The following is a 23665-nucleotide window of genomic DNA, read 5'->3' on the forward strand; positions in this document are numbered from 1 at the left end:
CTTTTCCTCTTATTGATTGATCGGATGCTGGCGCAGGAAATCTGCGGCAACAGCGGACGGGCTTTCATGGTCGACGTCGACCCGCGCATTCAGCTGGCGCATGGTTGCGTCGTCGAACAGCGCGGCCAGTGGCTTGAGCTCGGCCGCCAGTTGCGGGTGCTGGTCGAGGTATTCCTGGCGGATCACCGGGGCGGCGGTGTAGTCCGGGAAGTAGTGCTTGTCGTCTTCGAGCAGCTTGAGTTTGAAGGCATTCAGGCGACCGTCGGTGGTGTAGACCAGGCCGGCAAACACCTGGCCGTTGCGCAGCGCGGTGTAGACCAGGCCTGCGTCCATCTGCCGGGTGTTTTTGCGCGTGAGGTTCATGTCGTACAGCTTGACCATGCCGGCCAGGCCGTCGGAGCGGTTGGCGAACTCGGTGTCCAGGGCGACCAGGCGGTGTTCCTGGGTGTCTGCGGCCATGGCGTGGGTGAGGTCACTGATGCTGTTGATCTCGGGATGTTCCTTGGCGACTTTCTCCGGCAACGCCAGGGCGTAGGTGTTGCTGAAGCGCGACGGTGAGAGCCAGACCAGGCCTTTTTTCGCGTCGAGTTCCTTCACGCGAGCGTAGGACTGTGCGCTGTCGAGTTTCTCGTCGATGTGGTTGTACGCCACCAGCGACACGCCGGTGTATTCCCAGATCAGGTCCAGTTGCCCGCTTTCCTGGGCGCTGCGCGCCAGGTTACTGCCCAGGCCACCGGTCACGCGGGCGTCGTAGCCCTTGGTGCGCAGATACTGGGAGGTGATTTCGGCGAGCAGGGTCTGTTCGGTGAACACCCGTGCGCCGATGCGGATTACCGGTTTTTCAGCGGCTTGCGCAAAACCTGCAAACAGCAGGGCGCAGCTCAATATCAAGGTCAGTTTTTTCATGTGATTTCCTTTGCCAAGCCTTAAGACGGACGCAACCCGCGTTCCAGCCAGAGGCGGCTGGCCATGGTCACCAGGCCGTCGAGCAGCAATGCCAGCAGTGCGGTGCATGCGGCACCGAGCAGCAGTTGCGGCTGGTTGTTCAGGGCGATGCCGGGGAAGATCAGACTGCCCAGGCTGTTGGCGCCGATCAGGAACGCCAGCGGTGCGGTGCCGACGTTGATCGCCAGGGCCACACGCACGCCACCGATGATGATCGGCACGGCGTTGGGCAACTCCACGCGAAACAGCACCTGGCGTGGCGTCATGCCGATGCCGGTGGCGGCTTCTTTCAGCGAGCCTTGAACGTTTTTGAGGCCTTCGTACGTGTTGCGCACGATGGGCAGGAGGGAGGCGAGGAACAGCGCGAAGATCGCCGGGCCGCTGCCGATGCCGAGGACGCCGAGGGCGATGGCCAGTACGGCCAGGGGAGGGACGGTGTTACCGATGTTGAAGATCTGCATGAAGCGCTCTGCACGCCCGACCATGTTCGGTCGGCTGAGCAGGATGCCGGCGGGGAGGCCCACAATCAGGGCGGCCAGCATGGAAACTAAAACCAGAATCAGATGAGCTTGCAGGTAAAACAACAAATCGTCGCGGTACAGTTCGATCGTGTTGATGCCGATCCAGTGGACCAGCAGGGCCAGGAGCGCGACGACAACCGCGCCTCCTATCAGCCCTTTGCCATAGCGAATAGCCACAGGCGGACTCCTTTTTTTCTTTTGTCGGCGAACACATTCTCCGGTGGCAATGCCATGGCTGGCTGCCTCTGAATGAGTTCGCGAAAAGCAGCTCGCCGATACTGGCAACGCAGTATGCGATCGAGCCATGAGCGCAGCCTCGTCAGGCTAACTTGCTGATTTTTCAGCCCCTGTTCCGAGTGCGATAGCAGGGGAGTGGACGTCTCTACCTTTTAAAAGGTTCCACACTTGGGAGCATTTAGCCACCCCCAATGGGCTCAACGGTGGTCTGTAACCCTGGGTTTGCGCTATACTCGCCGCCCTTTTTTGACTCACCTGCCAGGCGATTTCCCATGACCCACCAGGCCGCCGAAGTCGCGAAACGCCGCACTTTCGCTATTATTTCCCACCCCGATGCCGGTAAAACCACCATCACCGAAAAGCTCCTGCTGATGGGCAAGGCAATCGCGGTGGCCGGCACGGTGAAATCCCGCAAATCCGACCGCCATGCGACATCCGACTGGATGGAGATGGAGAAGCAACGGGGTATTTCCATTACCACGTCGGTCATGCAGTTCCCGTATCGCGACCACATGGTCAACCTGCTCGACACCCCGGGCCACGAAGACTTCTCCGAAGACACCTACCGCACCCTCACTGCGGTGGACTCGGCGCTTATGGTCCTCGACGGCGGTAAAGGCGTCGAGCCACGCACCATCGCGTTGATGGATGTGTGCCGTTTGCGCGACACGCCGATTGTCAGCTTCATCAACAAACTCGACCGCGATATCCGTGACCCCATCGAGCTGCTGGATGAAATCGAAGCCGTCCTGAAGATCAAGGCCGCGCCGATCACCTGGCCGATCGGTTGCTACCGCGACTTCAAGGGCGTGTACCACCTGGCCGACGACTACATCATTGTCTACACCGCCGGCCATGGTCATGAGCGCACCGATGTGAAAATCATCGAAAAGCTCGACTCCGACGAAGCCCGCGCCCACCTGGGCGACGAGTACGACCGCTTTGTCGACCAGCTCGAACTGGTACAGGGCGCGTGCCATGAGTTCAACCAGCAGGAGTTCCTCGATGGTCAACTGACCCCGGTGTTCTTCGGGACGGCCTTGGGCAACTTCGGCGTCGACCACGTACTCGACGCCGTCGTGAACTGGGCGCCAAAGCCCCTTGCCCGTGTCGCCAACGAGCGCACCGTGGAACCGGTCGAAGAGAAATTCACCGGCTTCGTGTTCAAGATCCAGGCGAACATGGACCCCAAGCACCGCGACCGCATCGCCTTCATGCGTATCTGCTCCGGCCGCTACGAAAAAGGCATGAAGATGCGCCACGTGCGCACCGGCAAGGACGTGCGCATCGGCGATGCCCTGACGTTCTTCTCCTCCGAGCGTGAACAGCTCGAAGAAGCCTACGCCGGCGACATCATCGGCCTGCACAACCACGGCACCATCCAGATCGGCGACACCTTCACTGAGGGCGAAGCACTGGGCTTCACCGGCATCCCGCACTTCGCCCCGGAACTGTTCCGCCGCGTACGCCTGCGCGATCCGCTGAAATCCAAGCAACTGCGCCAAGGTTTGCAGCAACTCGCCGAAGAAGGCGCGACCCAGGTGTTCTTCCCCGAGCGCAGCAACGACATCATCCTCGGCGCCGTGGGTGTGCTGCAGTTCGACGTGGTCGCCAGCCGCCTGAAAGAGGAATACAAGGTCGAGTGCTCCTATGAGCCGATCACCGTGTACTCCGCGCGCTGGATCGATTGCAGCGATAAGAAGAAGTTGGAAGAGTTTTCCAACAAAGCGGTGGAAAACCTGGCGATCGACGGCGGTGGTCACCTGACCTACCTGGCCCCGACCCGGGTCAACCTGGCGCTGATGGAAGAGCGCTGGCCGGATGTGAAGTTCAGGGCGACGCGTGAGCACCATTAAGGGCTGAGCGGTAAAGAGCAGGGCGAAGCTGTGATGGCTTCGCCCTTTTATTTAACTTTCTTTTGCCTTAATGCCCCGAACAAATTTCATTTTTAATGCGGACTTATAAACTCGACCAGCCCGCCATTTTGAAACGTCTTTTGGTGTTTGTTCGAAAAAACCCATGTCTTTCATTGTTCGAAGTGCACTTTTAATGGCTTCTTCGGTTATGGATGACCCAATATCACTGCAGATCTTTTGTGCCAACGAGTCAAGTGTGAATGGTGTCGCCTTACCTTTCAGTGCATCTAGTAGAAGATTGACCTGTCTAAGGTTTTCAGAAAGCTCAGGGTCTAACGTGATTGCATGAGCTAGTTCTTGCTTGGCATCGTTTATAAAATTTGTTGCGGCCGTATCATATGACTCAAAAATAGATGACTGCACTATTTTCCCATTCTCATCAATAGGGTTCGTTAGTTTTTCAAGGTGAGAAAAAAGCGATGTGATAAAGTTTAAAAATAGCCTTGGGTAGAATGTTGCCAGATGTTCATTATCCTGCGAAGAAGCATCGCGGAAATATGTTTTTATAAAGGTGATTGTTTTGATGTTGCTTCGGCGCAGATTGTCAGGAAATATTTGAAGTAGGAATGTTTCGCAGTCTTCTGTTAATAATTTGCCTAAGCAAATCTCTTGTTTGTGTTGTTCGATTTTTTTTATTGTGTCAGGGAATTTTTTCTGAACCCAAGAGTTGGATGCTATGCATGCTAGTGCATAATTCATTTGGGCTTGCTCGTCCCAGTACAAATCAATTTTTCTGCCTGAGGTTTGCTGCTCAATATTTTGACTTCCAATTGCTAAGTCAACACGTATAAAGAGTCTAATGCTCAATCGCTGGCGGAAATCACTGCTGTTTTGTACCGTATTCATACATAATAGGATGCCTTCAACAAATCTCTTCAGCTTTGTTGATGGTACGGCCGTTTCCAAGCCGTCTACTAATAGATTTATTTTCCGATTTCTAAGCTTGTCTACTACCTGTAAAGGCGAAGCAATCTGTGATAACTCTTGGAATTCAAGCCTGGCGTATCCTTGGAGTATAGTTTTATATTGTGAATTAGATCGCTCGGCTTCTAGTCGAGCAGCAATTAATGCCCACCAAAAAACCTCGTAATCTTCATTTGTGTTGCTGAGGATTGCCTTTATATAAGTGTCTGAGCTATTTGGTATGTTAGCGTCTATTTCGCCGTATTCGCTCGGCGACAATAAAGGAAGGCCAATTCCGCGTTCCACAGACTCTTTGAAAAGCCGACTTTTACCTGTGCCTTTTCGCCCAAATATATAGTTAAGATTCGAATCCTGCTGAAGAATCGACCTTGTCATATCAGACTCCACAAACCAGGTTTCATCTATGATGCCTGAGGAGGATGTCTTACTTTGAACAGCAATGTCCGGCGCTGGTATTTTGGCCGTAGGTTTGTTTATTCCAAGAATCTCTTTCAGTTGGCTAATAGCGTATATATTTTCAGTTTGAAGTTGAGATATTTTTGGAAGCGAACTGTTAAAAAAGGCGCGGTCATAAATCCAAGGAATATAATAGCGTTCTAATTCATCAGTAGGAAGTGGTTCAGGGTCTTCCGCATCAATGACTAAAGCTTCTGACAATATTTCAAGCAGCTTCTCCTTAAACTCTGCCTCGGCCTCAGTTGTATTGCCTTTCTTTTTTAGGTTGTCTAATGAGAAGGATACATACGCGCCAGGGTTTTTTGGGTTAAAAGAGAGTAGCGTTCTGATCCCTTGCATCCAGTTCGTTTGATTGTCGGGACGACTGAAAATTACGCAAGGACCGGGAATGGTACTAATGATTGGAATGACAGAAGTAGTAGCCCCTGTGCGGTGGTCAACTAAAATTGTGTCAAACTCACCATTTTGTACATTATCAATCTGAAAGATTTTTGTAAAAATATCAGCAAGTGATTTTGGATCTAAGCTACAGCGTAAGGAAAAAGCTTCATAATCCATCTCCCAATCTTCATTGGTAGGACGGCATCCAATAAAATAAACACCCGGTATTGTAGGGTTAGAAGTATAACTTGGTTCTTCTGCCCATCCTGCATACCCCATTAAAGAATTTTCAATTTCGATTTGTTCTATGCCGAAAATTGTATGTAAGGTTGGCGCTTCAATGTCGGCATCTATGACCAAAACTTTATGTCCGTTATCAGCGAGATCCCTCGCAAGAGCGCCTACAACAGATGAGCGTGCTTGTCCGCCTTTTTGTCCGTAAAAATGTATCGTGTTAGTGTTTTTAGTATTCTCATGCTTTATATTGTCTTTGAAGCAGCTGTTATGCTGTGAAAGCCAGTGATTGTTTAGCCTGTTATTTAGTAGAAAGCTATAGTCGCTTTCTAACTCTTCGCTTGTAAGTAAAAGTATTTGCGAGGCGCTGCTATGTATAATTCTCAGTAGTTCGATTTCGGAAATGGCGCATTTTTCCATAAATAATAGATGGCGCCGGTTTTCCTCTATGTTATCGAAATCTTCATGCGAAACTATTATGTAGATTGTTGGATAGTTAAAGCTAATGTTAGCACTTGGATAAGTATCGCGGATTTTTTTGAAAAGTTCTGATAGGGTTTTCATATGGCTTTCCCTAATGCTTTAAGTGTTTGTAATGTGCTTTTTACAACATTGTTCAAGTCAGACACTTTGGAGTGGTCGGTGATGTGGGAAGGCCAGTCGTTAATGAAGCGAATATATCTAACATTTGGGTATGACGCTAGCGAAAGTGTGCCAGTTCCTTTTATTGACTCGACATATATGTTATTAAAGGCAGTAGTCAGCTCTGAAATTCTTGAGCTCAGAGCGCCTGAGTGTGGTCCTCCAGCAGCGCTCTTGGACAAATTTTGTAATTTGTTTATTATGTCATGAGATTTTAAGGGTTTTATGTCGGAAAGTCTTAATTCAATAGCGATTAGCCGGCAATAACTTTCGACTAGATCACTTCCGCATGAAAACGCCTTCTTGAATTCTGTAATGTTTTGGATGTGTGCCACGGATGACTCCTGTCCGGCATTTTCTGAATGTAGGGCAGTTATGTTACAGGCTTGTACTAGGTTTGCCAAGATACAGATGAGAGGAGGGCGTCTGTGACTTTGCGCTTTGGTGTTTGAGGTTGTTTAATTATGTCGCGTAACGTGCATTTTTCTGTTGTGTTAGTTGGGCTTTTTTAACTTGTGACGCTATACTTTGAAGGTGTCGGTATTTGTAAAAGGGTGGTGCTATTTTAAAGCTAGTTTGGTGTAATAAGTTTAACTGTCGGAGGCTTTTTGAAAGATATTATATGGACGTTTTTTTCGAGCGCAGCAACGACATCATCCTCGGCGCCGTGGGTGTGCTGCAGTTCGACGTGGTCGCCAGCCGCTTGAAAGAGGAATACAAGGTCGAATGCTCCTACGAGCCGATCACCGTGTACTCCGCGCGTTGGATCGATTGCAGCGACAAGAAGAAGCTGGAGGAGTTTTCCAACAAAGCGGTGGAAAACCTCGCCATCGACGGCGGCGGTCACCTGACTTACCTGGCCCCGACCCGGGTCAACCTGGCGCTGATGGAAGAGCGCTGGCCGGATGTGAAATTCCGTGCGATTCGCGAGCATCATTAAGGGCTGAGCGGTAAAGAGCAGGGCGAAGCTGTGATGGCTTCGCCCTTTTTTATGCCTGCTGCAAAGCCAAAATGTGGGAGGGGGCACACTGTAGGAGCGAGCTTGCTCGCGAAAAACGTCCAGGCAACGCGTTCATTCTGGATAAACGCGGGGGCCCTGAGTTCTTCGCGAGCAAGCTCGCTCCTACAGTATTGAGGGCTTGCCCCCTCCCGCATTTGATCTTCATAACGCCACGAATTGGCGGGAATCCTGCTTCGGGTCTAGCGTTTACCCACCGACTGCAAAGGAGACGACCGTGCGAAATGCTCAAAGCGCCATCACCCTGGTATTGCTGGCCGCCCTGGGTCTGACGAGCCTTCCGGCATCGGCCGACGCCGGGGCGCCCCAGTGGAAAGACACCGGCCCGGTCACCAAGAAAAAGCAGAACGAGGTCAACTCGGGCAGTTGGAAACCGCAGCCCCAGCCCACAGACGTCAAAGACCCGGAAAACCCCATCAACGAAGGGGAAGACAGTGTCACCTTCGACGACGGCGAAACCTGATACCTGGCACGAACCGGGCATTGGGGCTAGCTTTTATCCTGGCGACGGTAAGCGCTGTCGTGCGGGATTTCGCTACTGACTGGACGGAGATCGACCATGAGTATTTTTCAACGCGGGGTGTTGTTGATCAAGGTGCTGGTGCTGTTGTCCTTGGGGATGTCGACAGCCTGGGCGCATAACCCGGTGCAGGGCGCAACGGTCGCGCAGGGCGTCCAGAGCATGGACTTGCAGTTGGCCAAGTCTGAAGCTGAGCCTGGCGATCAGGGCCAGGGCGGCAGCGAAGATGACGATGACGCCACAACCCACGAGCCGGACAGCGACGATTCGGACGATGAAGGCGACAGCCAGACTTAGATCGTGAGCAAAAAGAAGCCCCTCCCGCTCGGCTGATGCGCAACCTGGCGGGAAGGGCCGTAGAACTCAGACTTTGATCGTTCCCACGCTCCGCGTGGGAATGCATCCCTGACGCTCCGCGTCACCTCAACGGCGGGACGCGGAGCGTCCTAGGCGGCATTCCCCACGCGGAGCGTGGGAACGATCGTCAGGCGACGAATTGCTCCGCATAGTGGCAAGCCACCTGGCGATTATCCAACGGCCGCAACAGCGGCTCCTCGGTGCTGCAGCGTGCCGTCGCGTACGGGCAACGCTTGTGGAACGCGCAACCCGACGGCGGGTTCAGTGGGTTGGGCAGCTCGCCGACGATCTTGATCTTGGGTTTGTTCGGGTCTGGGTGGATGGTCGGCGTGGCCGACAGCAGCGCCTGGGTGTACGGGTGCAGGGGGCGGGCGTAGATGTCTTCCTTGGGGCCCACTTCCACCGGGCGGCCGAGGTACATCACCATCACGTCATCGGCAACGTGCTGCACCACAGCGAGGTTGTGGGAGATGAACACGTAGGCCGTGTTGAATTCCTGCTGCAGGTCCATGAACAGGTTGAGTACCTGGGCCTGGATCGACACGTCCAATGCCGAGGTCGGTTCATCCGCCACTAGCACTTTGGGTTGCAGCATCATCGCCCGGGCCAGGGCGATACGCTGGCGCTGGCCACCGGAGAACATGTGCGGGTAACGCTGATAATGCTCAGGGCGCAGGCCCACTTGCTTCATCATCGCCTGCACTTTTTCGCGGCGTTCGGCGGCGGACAGGTTGGTGTTGATCAGCAACGGCTCGCCGAGCTGATCACCGACTTTCTGCCGTGGGTTCAACGAGGCGTACGGGCTCTGGAACACCATCTGCACGTCTTTGCGCAATTGCTTGCGCTGGGCCTTGTCGGCACCGGCCACTTCCTGGCCGGCGATTTTAAGCGAGCCGGATGACGGCTCTTCGATCAGCGTGAGGGCGCGGGCCAGGGTGGACTTGCCGCAACCCGACTCGCCCACGACGGCAAGGGTCTTGCCGGCTTCCAGTTCGAAAGACACACCATTGAGGGCACGCACCGTAGCGTGGCCCTTGAACAGGCCACGGGACACTTCGTAGTGACGGGTCAGGTCGCGGGCGGTAAGAACGACGGCCATTACGCCACCTCCTGGTTCAAGGGGTAGAAGCAGCGCGCAAGGCTGTTGGTTTTCGGGTCAAGCGCAGGGCGCTCGGTACGGCAGTTCTCACGCACATACGGGCAGCGCGGCGACAGCAGGCAACCTTGCGGGCGGTCGTAACGGCCGGGCACGATACCCGGCAGCGTGGCCAGGCGTGTGGCGCCCAGGCTGTGCTCGGGGATCGCCTTGAGCAGCGCTTCGCTGTAAGGGTGCGCTGGAATGTCGAACAGTTGCGGGACCTGGCCGACTTCAACGGCCTGGCCGGCATACATCACGCACACGCGCTGGGCGGTTTCAGCCACCACCGCGAGGTCGTGAGTGATCAGCACCAGGCCCATGTTCTGCTCTTTTTGCAGGGCCAGCAGCAGGTCCATGATCTGCGCTTGAATCGTGACGTCCAACGCGGTGGTCGGTTCGTCGGCGATCAGCAGTTTCGGCTCGCCGGCAATCGCCATGGCGATTGCCACGCGCTGGCTCATACCGCCGGATAGTTGGTGCGGGTAGGCATCCATACGGCTGGAAGCGCCAGGGATTTCCACTTTTTCCAACAGTTCGATGGCGCGCTTGCGCGCTTGCTTGCCGGACATTTTCAGGTGCAGGCGCAGCACTTCTTCAATCTGGAAACCCACGGTGTAGCTGGGGTTCAGCGCGGTCATCGGGTCCTGGAACACCATCGCCAGGTCTTTGCCGACGATCTGGCGGCGCTGGCGGTTGCTCAGCTTGAGCATGTCCTTGCCGTCGAAGTTCAGGGCATCGGCGGTGACGATGCCGGGGTGCTCGATCAGGCCCATCAGCGCCATCATGGTCACGGATTTACCCGAGCCCGACTCGCCAACGATTGCCAGGACTTCGCCTTTGTCGACGGTAATGTCGAGGCCATCGACCACTGGCACGGCGGTCTCGTCGCCGAAGCGAACGTTGAGATTCTTGATTTCTAACAGTGACATGGGAATCTCCTCAGGCGGCGTTCTTGAGTTTCGGGTCCAGCGCGTCGCGCAGGCCGTCACCCATCAAGTTGATTGCCAGCACGCTGAGCAAAATGGTCAAGCCCGGCAAGCTCACGACCCACCAGGCGCGTTCGATGTAGTCGCGGGCTGATGCCAGCATGGTGCCCCACTCCGGCGTTGGCGGTTGTACGCCAAGGCCGAGGAAGCCCAGGGCGGCGGCATCGAGGATCGCCGACGAGAAACTCAACGTGGCCTGCACGATCAGCGGCGCCATGCAGTTGGGCAGCACGGTGATGAACATCAGGCGGGGCAGGCCGGCACCGGCCAGGCGCGCGGCGGTCACGTAGTCGCGGTTCAGTTCGCCCATCACCGCGGCGCGGGTCAGACGCACGTAGGACGGCAGCGACACAATGGCGATGGCGATCACGGTGTTGATCAGGCCAGGGCCGAGGATGGCGACAATCGCCACGGCCAGCAGCAGCGACGGCAGGGCCAGCATGATATCCATCAAGCGCATGATGGTCGGGCCCAGCAGGCGCGGGAAGAACCCGGCGAACAGGCCGAGCAGGATGCCCGGAATCAGCGACATCACCACGGAGGACAAGCCGATCAACAGCGACAGGCGCGAACCCTGAATCAGGCGCGAGAGCAAATCCCGGCCGAGTTCATCGGTGCCCAGCAGGAACTGGATCTGCCCGCCTTCCAGCCATGACGGCGGAGTGAGCAGGAAGTCGCGGTATTGCTCGCTCGGGTTATGCGGTGCAACCCAAGGGGCGAAGATCGCGCAGAACACGATCAGCAACATGAACAGCAGGCCGGCAACCGCGCCTTTGTTCTTGGAGAAGGCTTGCCAGAATTCTTTGTACGGAGACGGGTACAGCAGGCTCTGATCGACTGCTGACACTGGAGTAGAGGTAGTCATGGTCATGATCTCAGCGCTGGTGACGGATGCGTGGGTTGGCGAAGCCGTAGAGGATATCCACCACGAAGTTCACCAGGATCACCAGGCAGGCGATCAACAGAATGCCGTTTTGCACCACCGGGTAGTCCCGCGCGCCAATGGCTTCGATCAGCCATTTGCCGATGCCGGGCCACGAGAAGATGGTTTCGGTCAGTACCGCACCGGCCAGCAACGTGCCGACTTGCAGGCCGACCACGGTCAATACCGGGATCAGCGCGTTGCGCAGACCGTGTACGAACACCACGCGCGCCGGCGACAGGCCCTTGGCCTTGGCGGTACGGATGTAGTCTTCGCGCAGCACTTCGAGCATCGACGAACGGGTCATCCGCGCAATCACCGCCAGCGGGATGGTGCCCAGCACGATGGCCGGCAGGATCAGGTGGTGCAGTGCGTCCCAGAACGCGTCCGGCTCGTCGGCCAGCAGGGTGTCGATGAGCATGAAGCCGGTGCGCGGCTCGATGTCGTAGAGCAGGTCGATACGCCCGGAAACCGGGGTCCAGCCCAGGCTTACCGAGAAGAACATGATCAGGATCAGGCCCCACCAGAAGATCGGCATCGAATATCCCGCCAGGGAGATGCCCATCACCCCATGGTCGAACAGGGATCCTCGTTTCAAGGCCGCGATCACCCCGGCCAACAGGCCCAGGATACCGGCGAACAACAGGGCGGCGATGGACAGTTCCAGGGTCGCCGGAAAGAGTGCGGTGAACTCGGTCCACACGCTGGTGCGGGTACGCAGCGATTCGCCAAGGTCGCCCTGGGCGAGCTTGCCGACGTAATCCAGGTATTGCGCATACAACGGCTTGTTAAGGCCAAGGCGCTCCATTGCCTGGGCATGCATTTCGGGGTCAACCCGCCGCTCGCCCATCATGACTTCTACGGGGTCGCCTGGAATCATGCGAATCAACGCAAAGGTCAGCAACGTGATGCCGAAGAACGTGGGGATCAATAACCCCAGTCGGCGGGCAATAAAACTAAACATCTTGGTGTGTACCTCAATCAGCCGGTTAGGCAGGTTCGGCGCCGTCAGGGTCGACGGCGCCGAGCGTTTTTCTTATTTACTTCACCTGGGTGGTGGCGAAGTTATTAGTCCCCAGAGGGCTTTGGGTGAAGCCTTCTACGTTCTTGCGCATGGCGGTGAACAGTTTCGGATAAGCCATGGGTAGCCATGGTTGGTCCTTGTCGAAAACGTCCTGGGCTTGTTCATAGAGTGCAGCGCGCTGGGCGGGTTCAGCGGTGGCGCGCGCTTTGTCGATCAAGTCTTGAAACTCTTTGTTACACCAGCGCGCGTAGTTTTCGCCGTTTTTCGCTGCATCGCAACTCAGGTTTGGCGTCAGGAAGTTGTCAGGGTCGCCGTTATCACCGACCCAGCCAGCCGATACCATGTCGTGCTCGCCGTTTTTAGCGCGCTTGAGCATCTCGCCCCATTCCATGACTTTGATATTCACCTTCAGGCCAATCTGCGCCAGATCCGCCTGCATGCGCTGGGCGCCGAGCATCGGGTTGGGGTTGGTCGGGCCGCCGCCGTTACGCGTGAACAGGGTGAATTCGGTGCCTTCCGGCACGCCGGCTTCCTTGAGCAGGGCGCGGGCCTTGTCCAGGTCGCGGGGCGGGTTCTTCAGTTTGTCGCTGAAACCCAGCAAGGTCGGCGGGTACGGGCCGGTGCCTACCACCGCATTGCCTTTGCCGAACAGGGCTTCGGTATAGCCGGCCTTGTCGAACGCGATGTTGATCGCGTGACGCACCCGCGCATCGCTCATGTATTTGTGGGTCGTGTTCAACGCGGTGTAACTGGTGGTCATCGCCGCCAGTTCATCGACTTTCAGGTTTGGGTCTTTCTTGATACTTGGGATGTCATCCGGCTTGGGGAACAGCGCGATCTGACATTCGTTGGCCTTGAGCTTCTGCAGGCGCACGTTGTTATCGGTGCTGATCGCCAGGATCAGCGGGTCGACTGCCGGTTTGCCACGGAAGTAGTCGGGGTTGGCCTTGAAGCGCGCCTGGGCGTCTTTCTGATACCGGGTGAAGATGAACGGGCCCGTGCCGATAGGCTTGGCGTTGAGGTCTTCGGTCTTGCCGGATTTGAGCAACTGGTCGGCGTATTCCTTCGAATGGATTGAAGAGAATGCCATGCCCAGGTCGGCCAGGAAGGGGGCTTCAGGACGGGTCAGGGTAAAGACGACGGTGTGGTCATCGGTCTTCTCTACGCTCTTGAGCAGTTCCTTGAAGCCCATGCTTTCGAAATACGGATAGCCCACGAGGGACTTTTTATGCCAAGGGTGATTCGGGTCCAGCTGACGCTGGAAACTCCAAAGCACGTCGTCGGCGTTCAGGTTGCGCGTGGGTTTGAAATAGTCGGTGGTGTGGAACTTGATGTCGTCACGCAGGTGAAAGGTGTAGGTCAGGCCATCGGCGCTGATCTCGGGCAGGTCTTTGGCCAGCGCGGGAACGACTTCGGTGGTGCCGGGCTTGAAGTCCACCAGGCGGTTGAACATGGTTTCCGCAGCGGCGTCAGCGGTCACGGCGGTGGTGTACAGGACCGGGTCAAAACCTTCCGGGCTGGCTTCGGTGCAGACCACCAGCGGTTTGGCCGATACGCCGATCGCCACGCTCAACAGCGCAGCGGCCATGGCAGCTTGTAACGGGAGCATTTTCATTCAGAGCCCTCTGCAATCGATGGAGCCAGAAACGTGTAGGCGGCGGGCTCGTCCTGAGCCCGCCGCCTGCCTGGCGCTAATTAAAGAATGTTGAACGGAATGGTGGTGACCAGACGGAATTCCTTGATGCTGCCGTCGGACTGGAACTCGCTGCCACGGTGCTCAACATAGGTTGCGCGCACGGTAGTGGCTTTGAGTGGGCCGCTCTGCAGGGCATAAGAAGCGCCTACACCGTATTCCTGGTGCTTCTCGCCGTCCTGGGACTGAATGCCGTCGTAGGCGAACTTGGCCCGGCCGTTGTTGCCGGTGTAGTGGGTGCCGTCGATGCCCCAGCCGCGCGCCGAGTAGGCGTTGAACTTCAGGCCTGGCACGCCGTATTCGGCCATGTTGATGGCGTAGGCGATCTGGAAGGACTTCTCGTTCGGGCCGTTGAAGTCCGAGGTCAGGGAGTTGGCCAGGTAAATGCCGTTGGTTTCGTGCAGGTAGTCGAAGTACTCGTTACCGTTCACTTGCTGGTAGCCGAAGGTCAGGCTGTGTGCCTGGTGAGTCAGGCCCAGGGACAGGGAGAAGGTATCGTTGTCGATTTCCCCCATCTCTTTTTTGCCTTCATCGACAGTCTTGTAGTAGTTGAAACCGGTGGTCAGGCCCAGTTGCTTGGCGTCGCCCAATTCGTGGGTAGCACCGAAGTAGTACTGGTTCCAGAAGTCCTTCACGTTGGCGGCGAAGAAGCTGGTCTTCAGGCTTTTCAACGGCTGGTAGTTCACACCCAGGGTGGAGACTTTATCGGTTTCTGCGCCATTGCCGTATTCGCTGCGGAATTTCGACAGGCTCTGTTCGCTACGCGGTGACACGCGATCGAAAACGCCGCCCTGGAACGACAGGTTGCTGAACTCTTCGCTGTTGAAGCTCACACCCTGGAAGCTGGAAGGCAGCGCACGGTTGCCGATGGTATCGACGATGCCGCTGCTGAAGTTCTGGCGACCGGCGGTCAAGGTGGTGTTGGACACACGGAACTGCACGTTGGCCAGGCCCAGTTTGCTCCACTGATCTACAGCGTCGCCGTTGGAATCGGCCAGGGTGCGGTTGGAGCCGCCTTTGATGTCACGCTTGCTGCGGTCCAGCACCAGCGCATTGTACACCGCCACTTCGGTCTTGACGCCAACAGTGCCCTGGGTGAAACCCGAGCTGGCGTTGAGGATGGTGCCCTGTACCCAGTTGGTACGGTTACGGTCGGTCAGGGTTTGGCCATGCTTCTGGTAGGCGAAGGTGCCCCCACGGTATTTGCTTTCATGGGAGTACCAGTTACGCGTGGTACCGCCCAGGCTGAAATCTTCGATAAAGCCTTTGGCCTCGCTTTGCGCGCTGGTGCCGGCCAGAGTGGTAGGAACGAAGTCCTGGCTCTGCGTTTCAGCGTAGGCGGTGGCCGTGATACTGCTGATGGCCAAGGCCAGAAGCGCTTTGCTGCTCAGTTTCATGGGTGAAGCTCCTTTGGTTCTCTTTTTATGCCGGTCTTTTTAGGTGAACCGGCTATTGGGTGTGTAACTCGTTCAAGCTATTGCAAACGTTTGGCGTAGGAAAAATCCCAACAAAAGGCTGCACGTTTGCCGAAGGGCCGCTTGGCCCTTCGCCATCCGGTTATTTTTTCTTATGGGGTGATACTGACGCCCGAGAACACGTTGCGGCCGAAGGGGCTCACCTTGAAACCTTCGACTTTGGCGCTCAACGGCTGATTGACCGTCGAGTGGGCGACTGGCGTGATCGGCACCTGCTGCTTGAGCAGTTGCTGCGCCTGTTTGTACAGAACAGTCCTTTGTTCGCGGTCGGTCACGACCTTGGCTTGCTTGATCAGCTTGTCGTACGCTGGGTCACACCACATGGAGTAGTTGTTCCCGCCGATGGCGTCGCAGCTGTAGAGAGTGCCCAGCCAGTTGTCCGGGTCACCGTTGTCACCGGTCCAGCCGATCAGGCTGACATCGTGCTCGCCGTTCTTGGTGCGCTTGATGTATTCGCCCCATTCGTAGCTGACGATTTTTACTTTGAGGCCGATTTTGGCCCAATCGTTCTGCAGCATTTCCGCCATCAGCTTGGCGTTGGGGTTGTACGGCCGTTGCACCGGCATCGCCCACAGGGTGATCTCAGTGCCTTCCTTCACGCCGGCGGCCTTGAGCAGTTCCTTGGCTTTTTCCGGGTTGTAGGCGGCGTCCTTGATGCTGTCGTCGTAAGACCACTGGGTCGGCGGCATGGCATTGACCGCCAGTTGCCCGGCGCCCTGGTACACCGCATTGAGGATGCTCTGCTTGTTCACCGCCATGTCCAGCGCCTGGCGCACTTCGAGCTGGTCGAAGGGTTTGTGGCGCACGTTGTAGGCGATGTAGCCAAGGTTGAAGCCGGGCTTGGTCAGCAGTTGCAGGTTCGGGTCGGCCTTGAGCGCGTCGACGTCGGCGGGACGCGGGTGCAGGGTGACCTGGCATTCGCCGGCCTTGAGCTTCTGCACGCGCACCGAGGCGTCGGTATTGATGGCGAAGATCAACTGGTCGAGCTTGACCTTGCTGGGGTCCCAATACTGTTTGTTGGCCACATAGCGAATCTGCGAGTCTTTCTGGTAACGCTGGAACACGAACGGGCCAGTGCCGATGGGCTTCTGGTTGATATCGCTGGGTTTGCCTTCCTTGAGCAATTGCTCGGCATACTCGGCCGAGAGGATTGCGGCGAAGCTCATGGCGATGTTTTGCACGAACGCGGCATCCACCGTATTCAGGGTGATCACCACGGTGTGCGGGTCGGTTTTTTCGACCTTGGCAATATTCTTGTTCAGGCTCATGCCGTTGAAATACGGAAACTCGGTAGGGTAGGCCTTGCGGAACGGGTGGTCAGGGTCAAGCATGCGGTTGAACGTGAACAGCACGTCGTCGGCGTTGAAGTCGCGTGTCGGCTTGAACTCCTTGTTGCTGTGGAACTTCACGCCTTCGCGCAGATGAAAGGTGTAGGTCAGCCCGTCTTCGGAAATATCCCACTTGGTTGCCAGCCCAGGCACTACGTCAGTCGCCCCTTTTTCGAATTCGACCAGGCGGTTGTATAACGGCTCAGCGGCATCGTTGTCGGTGGCGGTGGTGTATTGCGCCGTGTCAAAGCCCGCCGGGCTGCCCTCGGAGCAGAACACCAGGCTCTTCTTTTCGGCGGCCTGAGCCGTGGTGGCCACAGCCAGCAGGCTGGCGGCAAACATTGCTGATAGAACGGTGGTATGGCGCATGACGATTCCGATCCTTGTGTGTAGTTATCAACAGCGAGCAATCCCTCAGGCCTGTAGCCAAGGGGACATCACTGGTCCCACATGCGGTAAGTGCCTTTCCCAAATTGGTACCTCTGTAGTCCTACGACGTTATGGGTCGCGGACTTCACAGTAAATGCGCCAAATCGGATTGACCCTGTAGGCAACGGAGGCACGAAGCGCAGTTCATTGCTGTAAGGCGGCAACGCTTGCGGGTGTGGTCTGTTTCCTACGGGTCTGGCAGATGTAATAACGGCGACGTTATGAGCGTCGCCGCTATCGATCCTTACTTGCCGCTTACGCTGACGCCATAGAAGGAGTTCAAGCCAAACGGGCTGATCTTGAAGTCCTGCACGGTGTTGCGCATGGGTTGATACACCGTCGAGTGCGCGATAGGTGTGTAAGGCAGTTCACGTTTAAGCAGTTGTTGCGCCTGTTTATACAGTTCGGTGCGCTTGGCAACATCTGTGGTCGCCTTGGCCTGGCTGATCAGGGCGTCGTAGTCTTTGTTGACGAATTTGGAGAAGTTGTTGCCGTTCAATGCCGGGGATGAAAACAGCGTGCCCAGCCAGTTGTCCGGGTCACCATTGTCACCGCTCCAGCCAATGATCATGGCCTGGTTCTCACCACCTTTGGAACGCTTGATGTATTCGCCCCACTCGTAGCTGACGATGTTGACCTTCAGACCGATCTGTTTCCAGTCGCTCTGCAGCATCTCGGCCATCAGCTTGGCGTTCGGGTTGTACGGACGCTGTACTGGCATGGCCCACAGGGTGATCTCGGTGCCTTCCTTGATGCCGGCTTCCTTGAGCAGTTCCCTGGCTTTTGCCGGGTCGTACTTGGCATCCTTGATAGTGGTGTCATACGACCACTGGGTTGGCGGCATGGCGTTGACGGCCAGTTGGCCAGCGCCCTGGTACACGGAGTCGATGATCTGCTGCTTGTTCACCGCCATGTCCAGCGCCTGGCGAACCCGCAGGTCAGCCAGTGGGTTCGGCGTGGTCTGGCCTTTAAGCACAGGCATCACGTTGTAGGCGATGTAACCCAGGTTGAAACCGGCCTGGTGCGGCATCTTCATGTCCTTGTCCGCTTCCAGTGGCTTGATGTCCGCCGGGCGAGGATAGGCCGTGATCTGGCACTCGTTTTTCTTCAGTTTCTGGATGCGGACCGATGGGTCCGTGGAGATTGCGAAGATCAGGTTGTCGATCTTGACGTCTTCAGGCTTCCAGTATTCCTTGTTGCCGGTGAAGCGAATATTGGAGTCTTTCTGGTAGCTCTTGAACACGAACGGGCCAGTGCCGATTGGCTTCTGGTTGATGTCGCTGGCCTTGCCTTCCTTCAACAGCTGGGCGGCGTATTCGGCCGACTGGATCGAGGCGAAGCTCATCGCCAGGTTCTGGATGAAGGCGGCGTCCACGGTGCCAAGGGTGAACTTGACGGTGTGGTCATCGACTTTTTCGATGTTCTTGATGTTCTTGTCCATCTCCATGTCGGAGAAGTACGGGAACTCAGTGGGGTAGGCTTTGCGGAACGGGTCATCCTTGTTGATCATGCGGTTGAACGTGAAGAGCACGTCATCGGCATTGAATTCACGCGTCGGCTTGAAATACGGGGTGGTGTGGAACTTGACGCCTTCCCGAAGGTGGAAGGTATACGTCAGGCCGTCCGGGGACACGTCCCAGCTGGTAGCGAGGCCAGGAATCACGGCGGTGCCGCCGCGTTCGAACTGGCTCAGGCGGTTGAACATGGTTTCGGCCGAGGCATCGAAGTCTGTTCCGGTGGTGTACTGGCCTGGGTCAAAACCGGCCGGGCTCCCTTCGGAGCAGAACACCAGGTTAGTTGCCGCTTGGGCAAACGGGGCTGCGGCCATAAGGCCAGCGCTCACTAAGAACGGAAGGACTGCGTGTTTAAGCATGTTGGCCTCATGATTTGTTGTCATTTTTGGTGGTGAGGGCGACCTCGTGAGTCGGCCTGCGGATACTTATGCAGGCGCCATACCCATTGCAAGATGTTGAACGGTTGCAAGCGCCAAACAGTGGGACGGGCGTACAAGAATGTCGCATTTATGAAAGTTTCGACATAAATGCATCTATTTGGCGGGTTTTTTCGGTGCGCCGCGCGCACCGAAAAGGCCCAACCGACGTGTCTAGTGCACTCGGTTGGGGCGTTGTTGTTACTTATCTAGACTCACGCCATAGAACGGTGTCAGCCCAAAGGGGCTGATCTTGAAATCGCGAACTTCCTTGCGCAGCGGCTGGAAAACCGTCGAGTTCGCAATAGGCGTTATAGGTACTTGTTCCTTAAGGATTTGTTGTGCCTGCTGATACCACTTGATGCGCTGCTCGCGGTCGTTGCTGACCTTGGCCTGCTGCACCAGCTTGTCATAGGCCGGGTTACACCATTTGGCGTAATTGCTGCCTTTGACCGCGGCACAACTGTAGAGCACGCCGAGCCAGTTATCCGGGTCGCCGTTATCGCCGGTCCAGCCGTAGATCATGGCGTCATGCTCGCCATTTTTGGCGCGCTTGATGTATTCGCCCCACTCATAGCTGACGATGTTGGCCTTGATGCCGACCTTGGCCCAATCCTGCTGGATCATTTGTGCCGACATGCGCGCGTTCGGGTTGGAAGCGCGTTGCACGGTCATTGCCCACAGGTTGATGGTGGTACCTGGTGCAACCCCTGCTTCTTTTAGTAGCGCCCGGGCCTTGGCCGGGTCGTAGGGGGCGTCCTTGATCGTCGGGTCATAAGACCACTGCGCGGGAGGGAGAGCGTTCTGCGCCAATTGTCCGGCGCTTTGGTAAACGGCCTTGATGATGGCCGGTTTGTCGATGGCCATATCCAGCGCCTGGCGCACCTTGAGTTGGTCCAGCGGCGGGTGGGTGACGTTGTACGCCAGGAAACCCAAATTGAAGCCGGCCTGCTGCTGCACGCGCAGGTTTGGGTCCTGCTTGATCACCTCGATGTCGGACGGGCGCGGGTAGCCGCTGACCTGACATTCACCCGCCTTGAGTTTCTGCACGCGCGCGGCGGCGTCAGGGGTGATGGCGAATACCAGGTTGTCGAGCTTCACGTCCTCGGGTTTCCAGTACTGCTTATTGGCAACGTAGCGGATCTGCGAGTCTTTCTGATAGCGCTTGAACACGAACGGGCCGGTGCCGACCGGTTTCTGATTGATGTCCTCGGCCTTGCCCTGTTCCAAGAGCTGGGCGGCATATTCGGCCGATTGCACCGAAGCGAAACTCATCGCCAGGTTCTGCACGAACGATGCATCAACGTTGTTCAGGTTGAAGCGCACGGTGTGTTCGTCGAGTTTGTCGAGACTCTTGATCGTGGTGTTCAAGCCCATGTCGGTGAAGTAGGGCGATTCGGAGGGGTAAGCCTTGCGAAACGGGCTCTCGGCATCCAGCAGGCGGTTGAAGGTAAACACCACGTCATCGGCGTTGAAGTCGCGGGTGGGGGTGAAGAAATCGGTGGTGTGGAACTTGACGCCGTCCCGCAGGTGGAAGGTATAGGTGAGACCGTCTGCGGACACCTCCCAGCGGGTGGCGAGGCCGGGCTCGACTTCGGTACCGCCGCGCTTGAACTGGGTAAGGCGGTTGAACACGGTTTCGGCGGAGGCGTCGAACTCGGTGCCGCTGGTGTATTGGCTGGGGTCGAAGCCGGCGGGGCTGGCTTCGGAGCAGTAGACCAGGGTGGTGGCCGCCTGGGCCAGTGGCGTGAAGGCCAGAACGCCGACGGCGAGAAGTAGCGGTTTGAAGATGACTCTTTCCATGATTCCCCCTGAAGTGACAGACATAAAGCGCTGCCCGAACTCAAACGAAGATAACCGAGGTTGTCGTCAATGTGGGGAGTGACGATAGGTTAAATTGCCGTCTGCACGGTTCAGACAGCGCACTTGTATTAGTCAGGCGCTTAGGGTCAGCTTATGAAAAATTGCACGGAAAGCGAGAGTTTGACGAGGTAAGGGGGTACATGGAAAGAGGCACCACCATCATCGTGATGCGCTACGTTGGTCGAAGCGAACGGGGTTGTATTCAAAGGTCCACCACTTCCACGGGTTCCAGTATGGGTTTTTCTTCAAGGTTCTGAAGTGCTTCATTACATCTTCATTAACATCGCGTTCGGCGAGAAGCCTGATGTCATTTCTGAGGCTGTCCGTCATCGTGATGTTTTTTTGTTTGGCTTGGTGTACATAGTGGTTTTCAATTTTGTCGGTGAAGCGCTTTATTGCTTCCGGCGTCACGCCCACCGTTACCGTGCCTTTATAACCTTTTACGGGGCGATCTATGAGTCGCTGGAACTCGGCGGCAAAGGATGCGGTACCGCCATCTGCAGAGCCGCATGATAGAAGGCGAACGTTTCCATAGTCTTGTGGGTTTATGCCTTGAAAACGTAAGGTGTCGAGTAAATCCTGTGGGGTATTAAGTTCCCCGTCATATATAACTTTAGCGATACCTGTGGCGGGATCGGATAGGCCATGCACCAGTATGTTCAAACGAGTGTCCTTGCCCAGCTTGGTGCTATCTACAAAGGTATAGAGTTGCTCATCGATTTCCTTGAGTTGGCTTATTTTTCCATCCAGCGTGCTGAAATTGTTTTTATCGGAGAATAACTCATCAATGCTCGGCGAGCCCTGGCGTGAAATCAGTTGTCTGAGGGTGGCGATTTTTTCGTCGGTTAGCGTGGGTGTGGGCGGGATGCCATTGTCTGGCGAGGGCGTTAGCCCGACATCGACGGGGTCTGTTTGGGTTGAAGCCTGCCTCACCCGCACTAATTCCAACTGATGTGTTTGCTCATCGGACTGCCACCTGTAATACGCGCCATTAGAGAAGTTCACCGGCGGTTCTTCTGCCCCGTGCACTCCGATGGGTGCAAGTTCGTGCGCCAGTTGCAGGCCGGATATGACTGCCGCGGCATTGCCGCCAACCCGATCCTCTGCGGTCTGGCCATAGAGGCCATCGTGCACGCCGAAAACGATATTGCCTGCATTGCCAACGATGGGTAAGTAACCAAAGGTGTTGCCCCAAAACTCTTTTGCCTCTTTCCAGTGTTGCTGAGAGGCGCCAAATACCTCGGTTTGGTCTGCCCACAATGCATTTTTCGCATTCATCGCCTGATAGTGAGGGGCAATGCCGTTTTTGAGGTCACCGAATTTCAGGTAGTAATCGCTGTCGCGCGATTGTGCGTAATTGAATAATTCTCGGACCGGCACGGCCTTATCCGAGAGGGGCCCTTTTCTCCCCGGAAACGTGGAATGCTTGTCTAGAATCAAAGCGGTGAGTACGTAGCCGGCGCTTACCCAGTGGGCGTCGTGACCGCCTTGCCTATCGCGGGCGTTGAAACGGTTGAGTAATTGGGCATGGTTATGTTTAGCCCAGTTTGCGAAATTGTCATCTCCGTCTATTTCACTGACGGTGCCGTTCTTCAAATCGATCATCAGGCCTTTGTTGGGGCGGTGGTCGTAATCACCGTGATAATTGATGTAGGGAATAAAGGCATACCCGGCCAATGGATAGCCGTATAGGTTTGGAATGACGGCGTTTCCACGGATTTCCAGTGTGCGAGTAATGGCAGCCTGAGCAGCAGGGGACAAACGTTCATAACTGTGTTTGTCGTTACGTAGACTTTGCAATGTTCCCTGCAACACATAGGCGTCTGCTTCGCCCGAGCGTTTTGCAAGTGCTCCCGAAGCGTCGCGCAGGGGGGCGGCGACATCATGTTCCCAATGATCTTGCAAATGGCTGCCCAGCACTTCCAGTTCGTCGATTTTGTTTTTGTCTTGCGCACTGATTTGCATACCCTGGAAGTTCAGCGGGCCACCCCTTGGAACCTTGTCATGGGCAAATGCTCCGGCTGCAATTTCCCAGGCAAAGTAGGTGCGTACGTCCCTATTGGTTTCCTCCTGGGGTGTGCCCATTCCTACATAGGAGTAGAAGGTGACCGTGACTTTCTCGTGGGGGTCGTAGCCAGCTGCCAACAACCCACCGCTGAAGTAACCGGCAGGTTCGAGGAACGGGCGAGTGTGCTGGAACTTGGTATTGCGCTCACCGTCGCTGCCGCTTTCGATGTGCTTGATTTGTGTGGCGACACGATCGGCGTAGGCTTGGATACGCTGCTCGCGTTCGTGCCGCGTATAGTTCGCCGTTGGCGGAATAACGTTGACTGAACCGTAGATGACGGTCTTGGAAGTATCAAGCTCATGCTCGGGTGTCGGTGCTGGAACTGGATGCAGTCCGAGCGAATTTTTAGCAGGGGGTGGGTCTACCCTTTCTTCCAGTGCCCTTTTTTGCATTGTGTGCGAGTCATCTATTCCCCGTTGCTGACGATTGTTCGTGGGCGGTGTGGGGAAGGAGGTAGGCGTGGGAACGAGAGCCGCCGCTATATTCATAATCAACTCACATTAATGATTGGATTAATAATCGCCGTTGACCGAAAAACAAAAGAATCGTTATGCGCAATGTCCTGTGGGTGGGATGTGTGTTAGTTGGATGGTTGTTCGATGCTCTGTTTCAAAGTAATTGTGGTCGCTACAGTGGGTGGATAATTAGGCGGCTTAAG

The 23665-nt window shown here is 56.1% G+C and carries 16 protein-coding genes and 1 pseudogene; 4 read left to right on the forward strand and 13 right to left on the reverse strand.

What is annotated here, in order from left to right; genetic code table 11:
* Window positions 1-9: 9 nt before the first annotated feature.
* The gene (locus C4J88_RS03975) at window positions 10-906 is read right to left on the reverse strand and encodes a glycine betaine ABC transporter substrate-binding protein (RefSeq protein ID WP_124406271.1); all 897 of its coding nucleotides are present in this window, start codon (window positions 904-906) and stop codon (window positions 10-12) included.
* A gap of 20 nt (window positions 907-926) precedes the next feature.
* The gene (locus C4J88_RS03980; protein WP_124365807.1) at window positions 927-1643 is read right to left on the reverse strand and encodes an ABC transporter permease; all 717 of its coding nucleotides are present in this window, start codon (window positions 1641-1643) and stop codon (window positions 927-929) included.
* A 332-nt stretch (window positions 1644-1975) separates the two neighbouring features.
* Between C4J88_RS03980 and C4J88_RS03985 the strand changes: the two genes are divergently transcribed.
* Window positions 1976-3559 carry a peptide chain release factor 3 gene (locus C4J88_RS03985; RefSeq protein ID WP_073524000.1) on the forward strand — a complete coding sequence of 528 codons (1584 nt, stop codon included), beginning with the start codon at window positions 1976-1978 and terminating at the stop codon, window positions 3557-3559.
* A 51-nt stretch (window positions 3560-3610) separates the two neighbouring features.
* On the opposite strand, the gene C4J88_RS03990 is transcribed toward C4J88_RS03985, so the two are convergent.
* The gene (locus C4J88_RS03990; RefSeq protein WP_124406272.1) at window positions 3611-6178 is read right to left on the reverse strand and encodes an AAA family ATPase; all 2568 of its coding nucleotides are present in this window, start codon (window positions 6176-6178) and stop codon (window positions 3611-3613) included.
* A gap of 703 nt (window positions 6179-6881) precedes the next feature.
* Here C4J88_RS03990 and prfC point away from each other — a divergent pair.
* The 3 genes and pseudogenes from prfC to C4J88_RS04010 form a co-directional block, all read left to right on the forward strand.
* Window positions 6882-7196, forward strand: a pseudogene (gene prfC / locus C4J88_RS03995) (peptide chain release factor 3); the annotation flags it as partial.
* Window positions 7197-7491: 295 nt separating this feature from the next.
* Window positions 7492-7737, forward strand: a complete 246-nt coding sequence (locus C4J88_RS04005; RefSeq protein ID WP_124365808.1) for a hypothetical protein — start codon at window positions 7492-7494, stop codon at window positions 7735-7737.
* Window positions 7738-7833: 96 nt separating this feature from the next.
* Window positions 7834-8091: a hypothetical protein gene (locus tag C4J88_RS04010; protein WP_124365809.1), complete on the forward strand. Its 258-nt coding sequence runs from the start codon at window positions 7834-7836 to the stop codon at window positions 8089-8091.
* A 187-nt stretch (window positions 8092-8278) separates the two neighbouring features.
* Here the strand turns inward: C4J88_RS04010 and C4J88_RS04015 are convergent, their stop codons facing one another.
* The 10 genes from C4J88_RS04015 to C4J88_RS04060 form a co-directional block, all read right to left on the reverse strand.
* Window positions 8279-9250, reverse strand: a complete 972-nt coding sequence (locus C4J88_RS04015) for a peptide ABC transporter ATP-binding protein (protein ID WP_124361269.1) — start codon at window positions 9248-9250, stop codon at window positions 8279-8281.
* Complete coding sequence (locus C4J88_RS04020; protein WP_124361270.1) at window positions 9250-10218, reverse strand: ABC transporter ATP-binding protein; 969 nt, start codon at window positions 10216-10218, stop codon at window positions 9250-9252. Before C4J88_RS04020 ends, C4J88_RS04015 begins: the two co-directional genes overlap by 1 nt.
* 10 nt (window positions 10219-10228) lie before the next feature.
* Window positions 10229-11140 carry an ABC transporter permease subunit gene (locus C4J88_RS04025; RefSeq protein WP_057724524.1) on the reverse strand — a complete coding sequence of 304 codons (912 nt, stop codon included), beginning with the start codon at window positions 11138-11140 and terminating at the stop codon, window positions 10229-10231.
* 10 nt (window positions 11141-11150) lie between these two features.
* Window positions 11151-12161 carry an ABC transporter permease subunit gene (locus C4J88_RS04030; protein WP_124361271.1) on the reverse strand — a complete coding sequence of 337 codons (1011 nt, stop codon included), beginning with the start codon at window positions 12159-12161 and terminating at the stop codon, window positions 11151-11153.
* 76 nt (window positions 12162-12237) lie between these two features.
* Window positions 12238-13836 (reverse strand): ABC transporter substrate-binding protein, encoded by a 1599-nt coding sequence (locus C4J88_RS04035; RefSeq protein WP_124403069.1) that lies wholly within the window; start codon window positions 13834-13836, stop codon window positions 12238-12240.
* A gap of 80 nt (window positions 13837-13916) precedes the next feature.
* Complete coding sequence (locus C4J88_RS04040) at window positions 13917-15311, reverse strand: OprD family outer membrane porin (RefSeq protein WP_124365812.1); 1395 nt, start codon at window positions 15309-15311, stop codon at window positions 13917-13919.
* A gap of 170 nt (window positions 15312-15481) precedes the next feature.
* Window positions 15482-17086 carry an ABC transporter substrate-binding protein gene (locus C4J88_RS04045; protein WP_124361274.1) on the reverse strand — a complete coding sequence of 535 codons (1605 nt, stop codon included), beginning with the start codon at window positions 17084-17086 and terminating at the stop codon, window positions 15482-15484.
* Between the two features lie 304 nt (window positions 17087-17390).
* Window positions 17391-19019 carry an ABC transporter substrate-binding protein gene (locus C4J88_RS04050; protein WP_124365814.1) on the reverse strand — a complete coding sequence of 543 codons (1629 nt, stop codon included), beginning with the start codon at window positions 19017-19019 and terminating at the stop codon, window positions 17391-17393.
* A 258-nt stretch (window positions 19020-19277) separates the two neighbouring features.
* Entirely contained in the window at window positions 19278-20879 is a 1602-nt protein-coding gene (locus C4J88_RS04055) for an ABC transporter substrate-binding protein (RefSeq protein WP_124406274.1), read from the reverse strand.
* 219 nt (window positions 20880-21098) lie between these two features.
* Window positions 21099-23399 carry a hypothetical protein gene (locus C4J88_RS04060; RefSeq protein ID WP_372238000.1) on the reverse strand — a complete coding sequence of 767 codons (2301 nt, stop codon included), beginning with the start codon at window positions 23397-23399 and terminating at the stop codon, window positions 21099-21101.
* Window positions 23400-23665: the final 266 nt, after the last annotated feature.

Origin of the sequence: Pseudomonas sp. R4-39-08 (assembly GCF_003852275.1) — a bacterium.
Classification (GTDB): domain Bacteria; phylum Pseudomonadota; class Gammaproteobacteria; order Pseudomonadales; family Pseudomonadaceae; genus Aquipseudomonas.

Bases quoted from the DNA above. Each gene is read 5' to 3' on its own strand.
- C4J88_RS03975 (WP_124406271.1), bottom strand. From the start codon at position 906: ATGAAAAAACTGACCTTGATATTGAGCTGCGCCCTGCTGTTTGCAGGT.
- C4J88_RS03985 (WP_073524000.1), top strand. From the start codon at position 1,976: ATGACCCACCAGGCCGCCGAAGTCGCGAAACGCCGCACTTTCGCTATT.
- C4J88_RS03990 (WP_124406272.1), bottom strand. From the start codon at position 6,178: ATGAAAACCCTATCAGAACTTTTCAAAAAAATCCGCGATACTTATCCA.
- C4J88_RS04010 (WP_124365809.1), top strand. From the start codon at position 7,834: ATGAGTATTTTTCAACGCGGGGTGTTGTTGATCAAGGTGCTGGTGCTG.
- C4J88_RS04015 (WP_124361269.1), bottom strand. From the start codon at position 9,250: ATGGCCGTCGTTCTTACCGCCCGCGACCTGACCCGTCACTACGAAGTG.
- C4J88_RS04020 (WP_124361270.1), bottom strand. From the start codon at position 10,218: ATGTCACTGTTAGAAATCAAGAATCTCAACGTTCGCTTCGGCGACGAG.
- C4J88_RS04025 (WP_057724524.1), bottom strand. From the start codon at position 11,140: ATGACTACCTCTACTCCAGTGTCAGCAGTCGATCAGAGCCTGCTGTAC.
- C4J88_RS04030 (WP_124361271.1), bottom strand. From the start codon at position 12,161: ATGTTTAGTTTTATTGCCCGCCGACTGGGGTTATTGATCCCCACGTTC.
- C4J88_RS04035 (WP_124403069.1), bottom strand. From the start codon at position 13,836: ATGAAAATGCTCCCGTTACAAGCTGCCATGGCCGCTGCGCTGTTGAGC.
- C4J88_RS04040 (WP_124365812.1), bottom strand. From the start codon at position 15,311: ATGAAACTGAGCAGCAAAGCGCTTCTGGCCTTGGCCATCAGCAGTATC.
- C4J88_RS04045 (WP_124361274.1), bottom strand. From the start codon at position 17,086: ATGCGCCATACCACCGTTCTATCAGCAATGTTTGCCGCCAGCCTGCTG.
- C4J88_RS04050 (WP_124365814.1), bottom strand. From the start codon at position 19,019: ATGCTTAAACACGCAGTCCTTCCGTTCTTAGTGAGCGCTGGCCTTATG.
- C4J88_RS04055 (WP_124406274.1), bottom strand. From the start codon at position 20,879: ATGGAAAGAGTCATCTTCAAACCGCTACTTCTCGCCGTCGGCGTTCTG.
- C4J88_RS04060 (WP_372238000.1), bottom strand. From the start codon at position 23,399: ATGCAAAAAAGGGCACTGGAAGAAAGGGTAGACCCACCCCCTGCTAAA.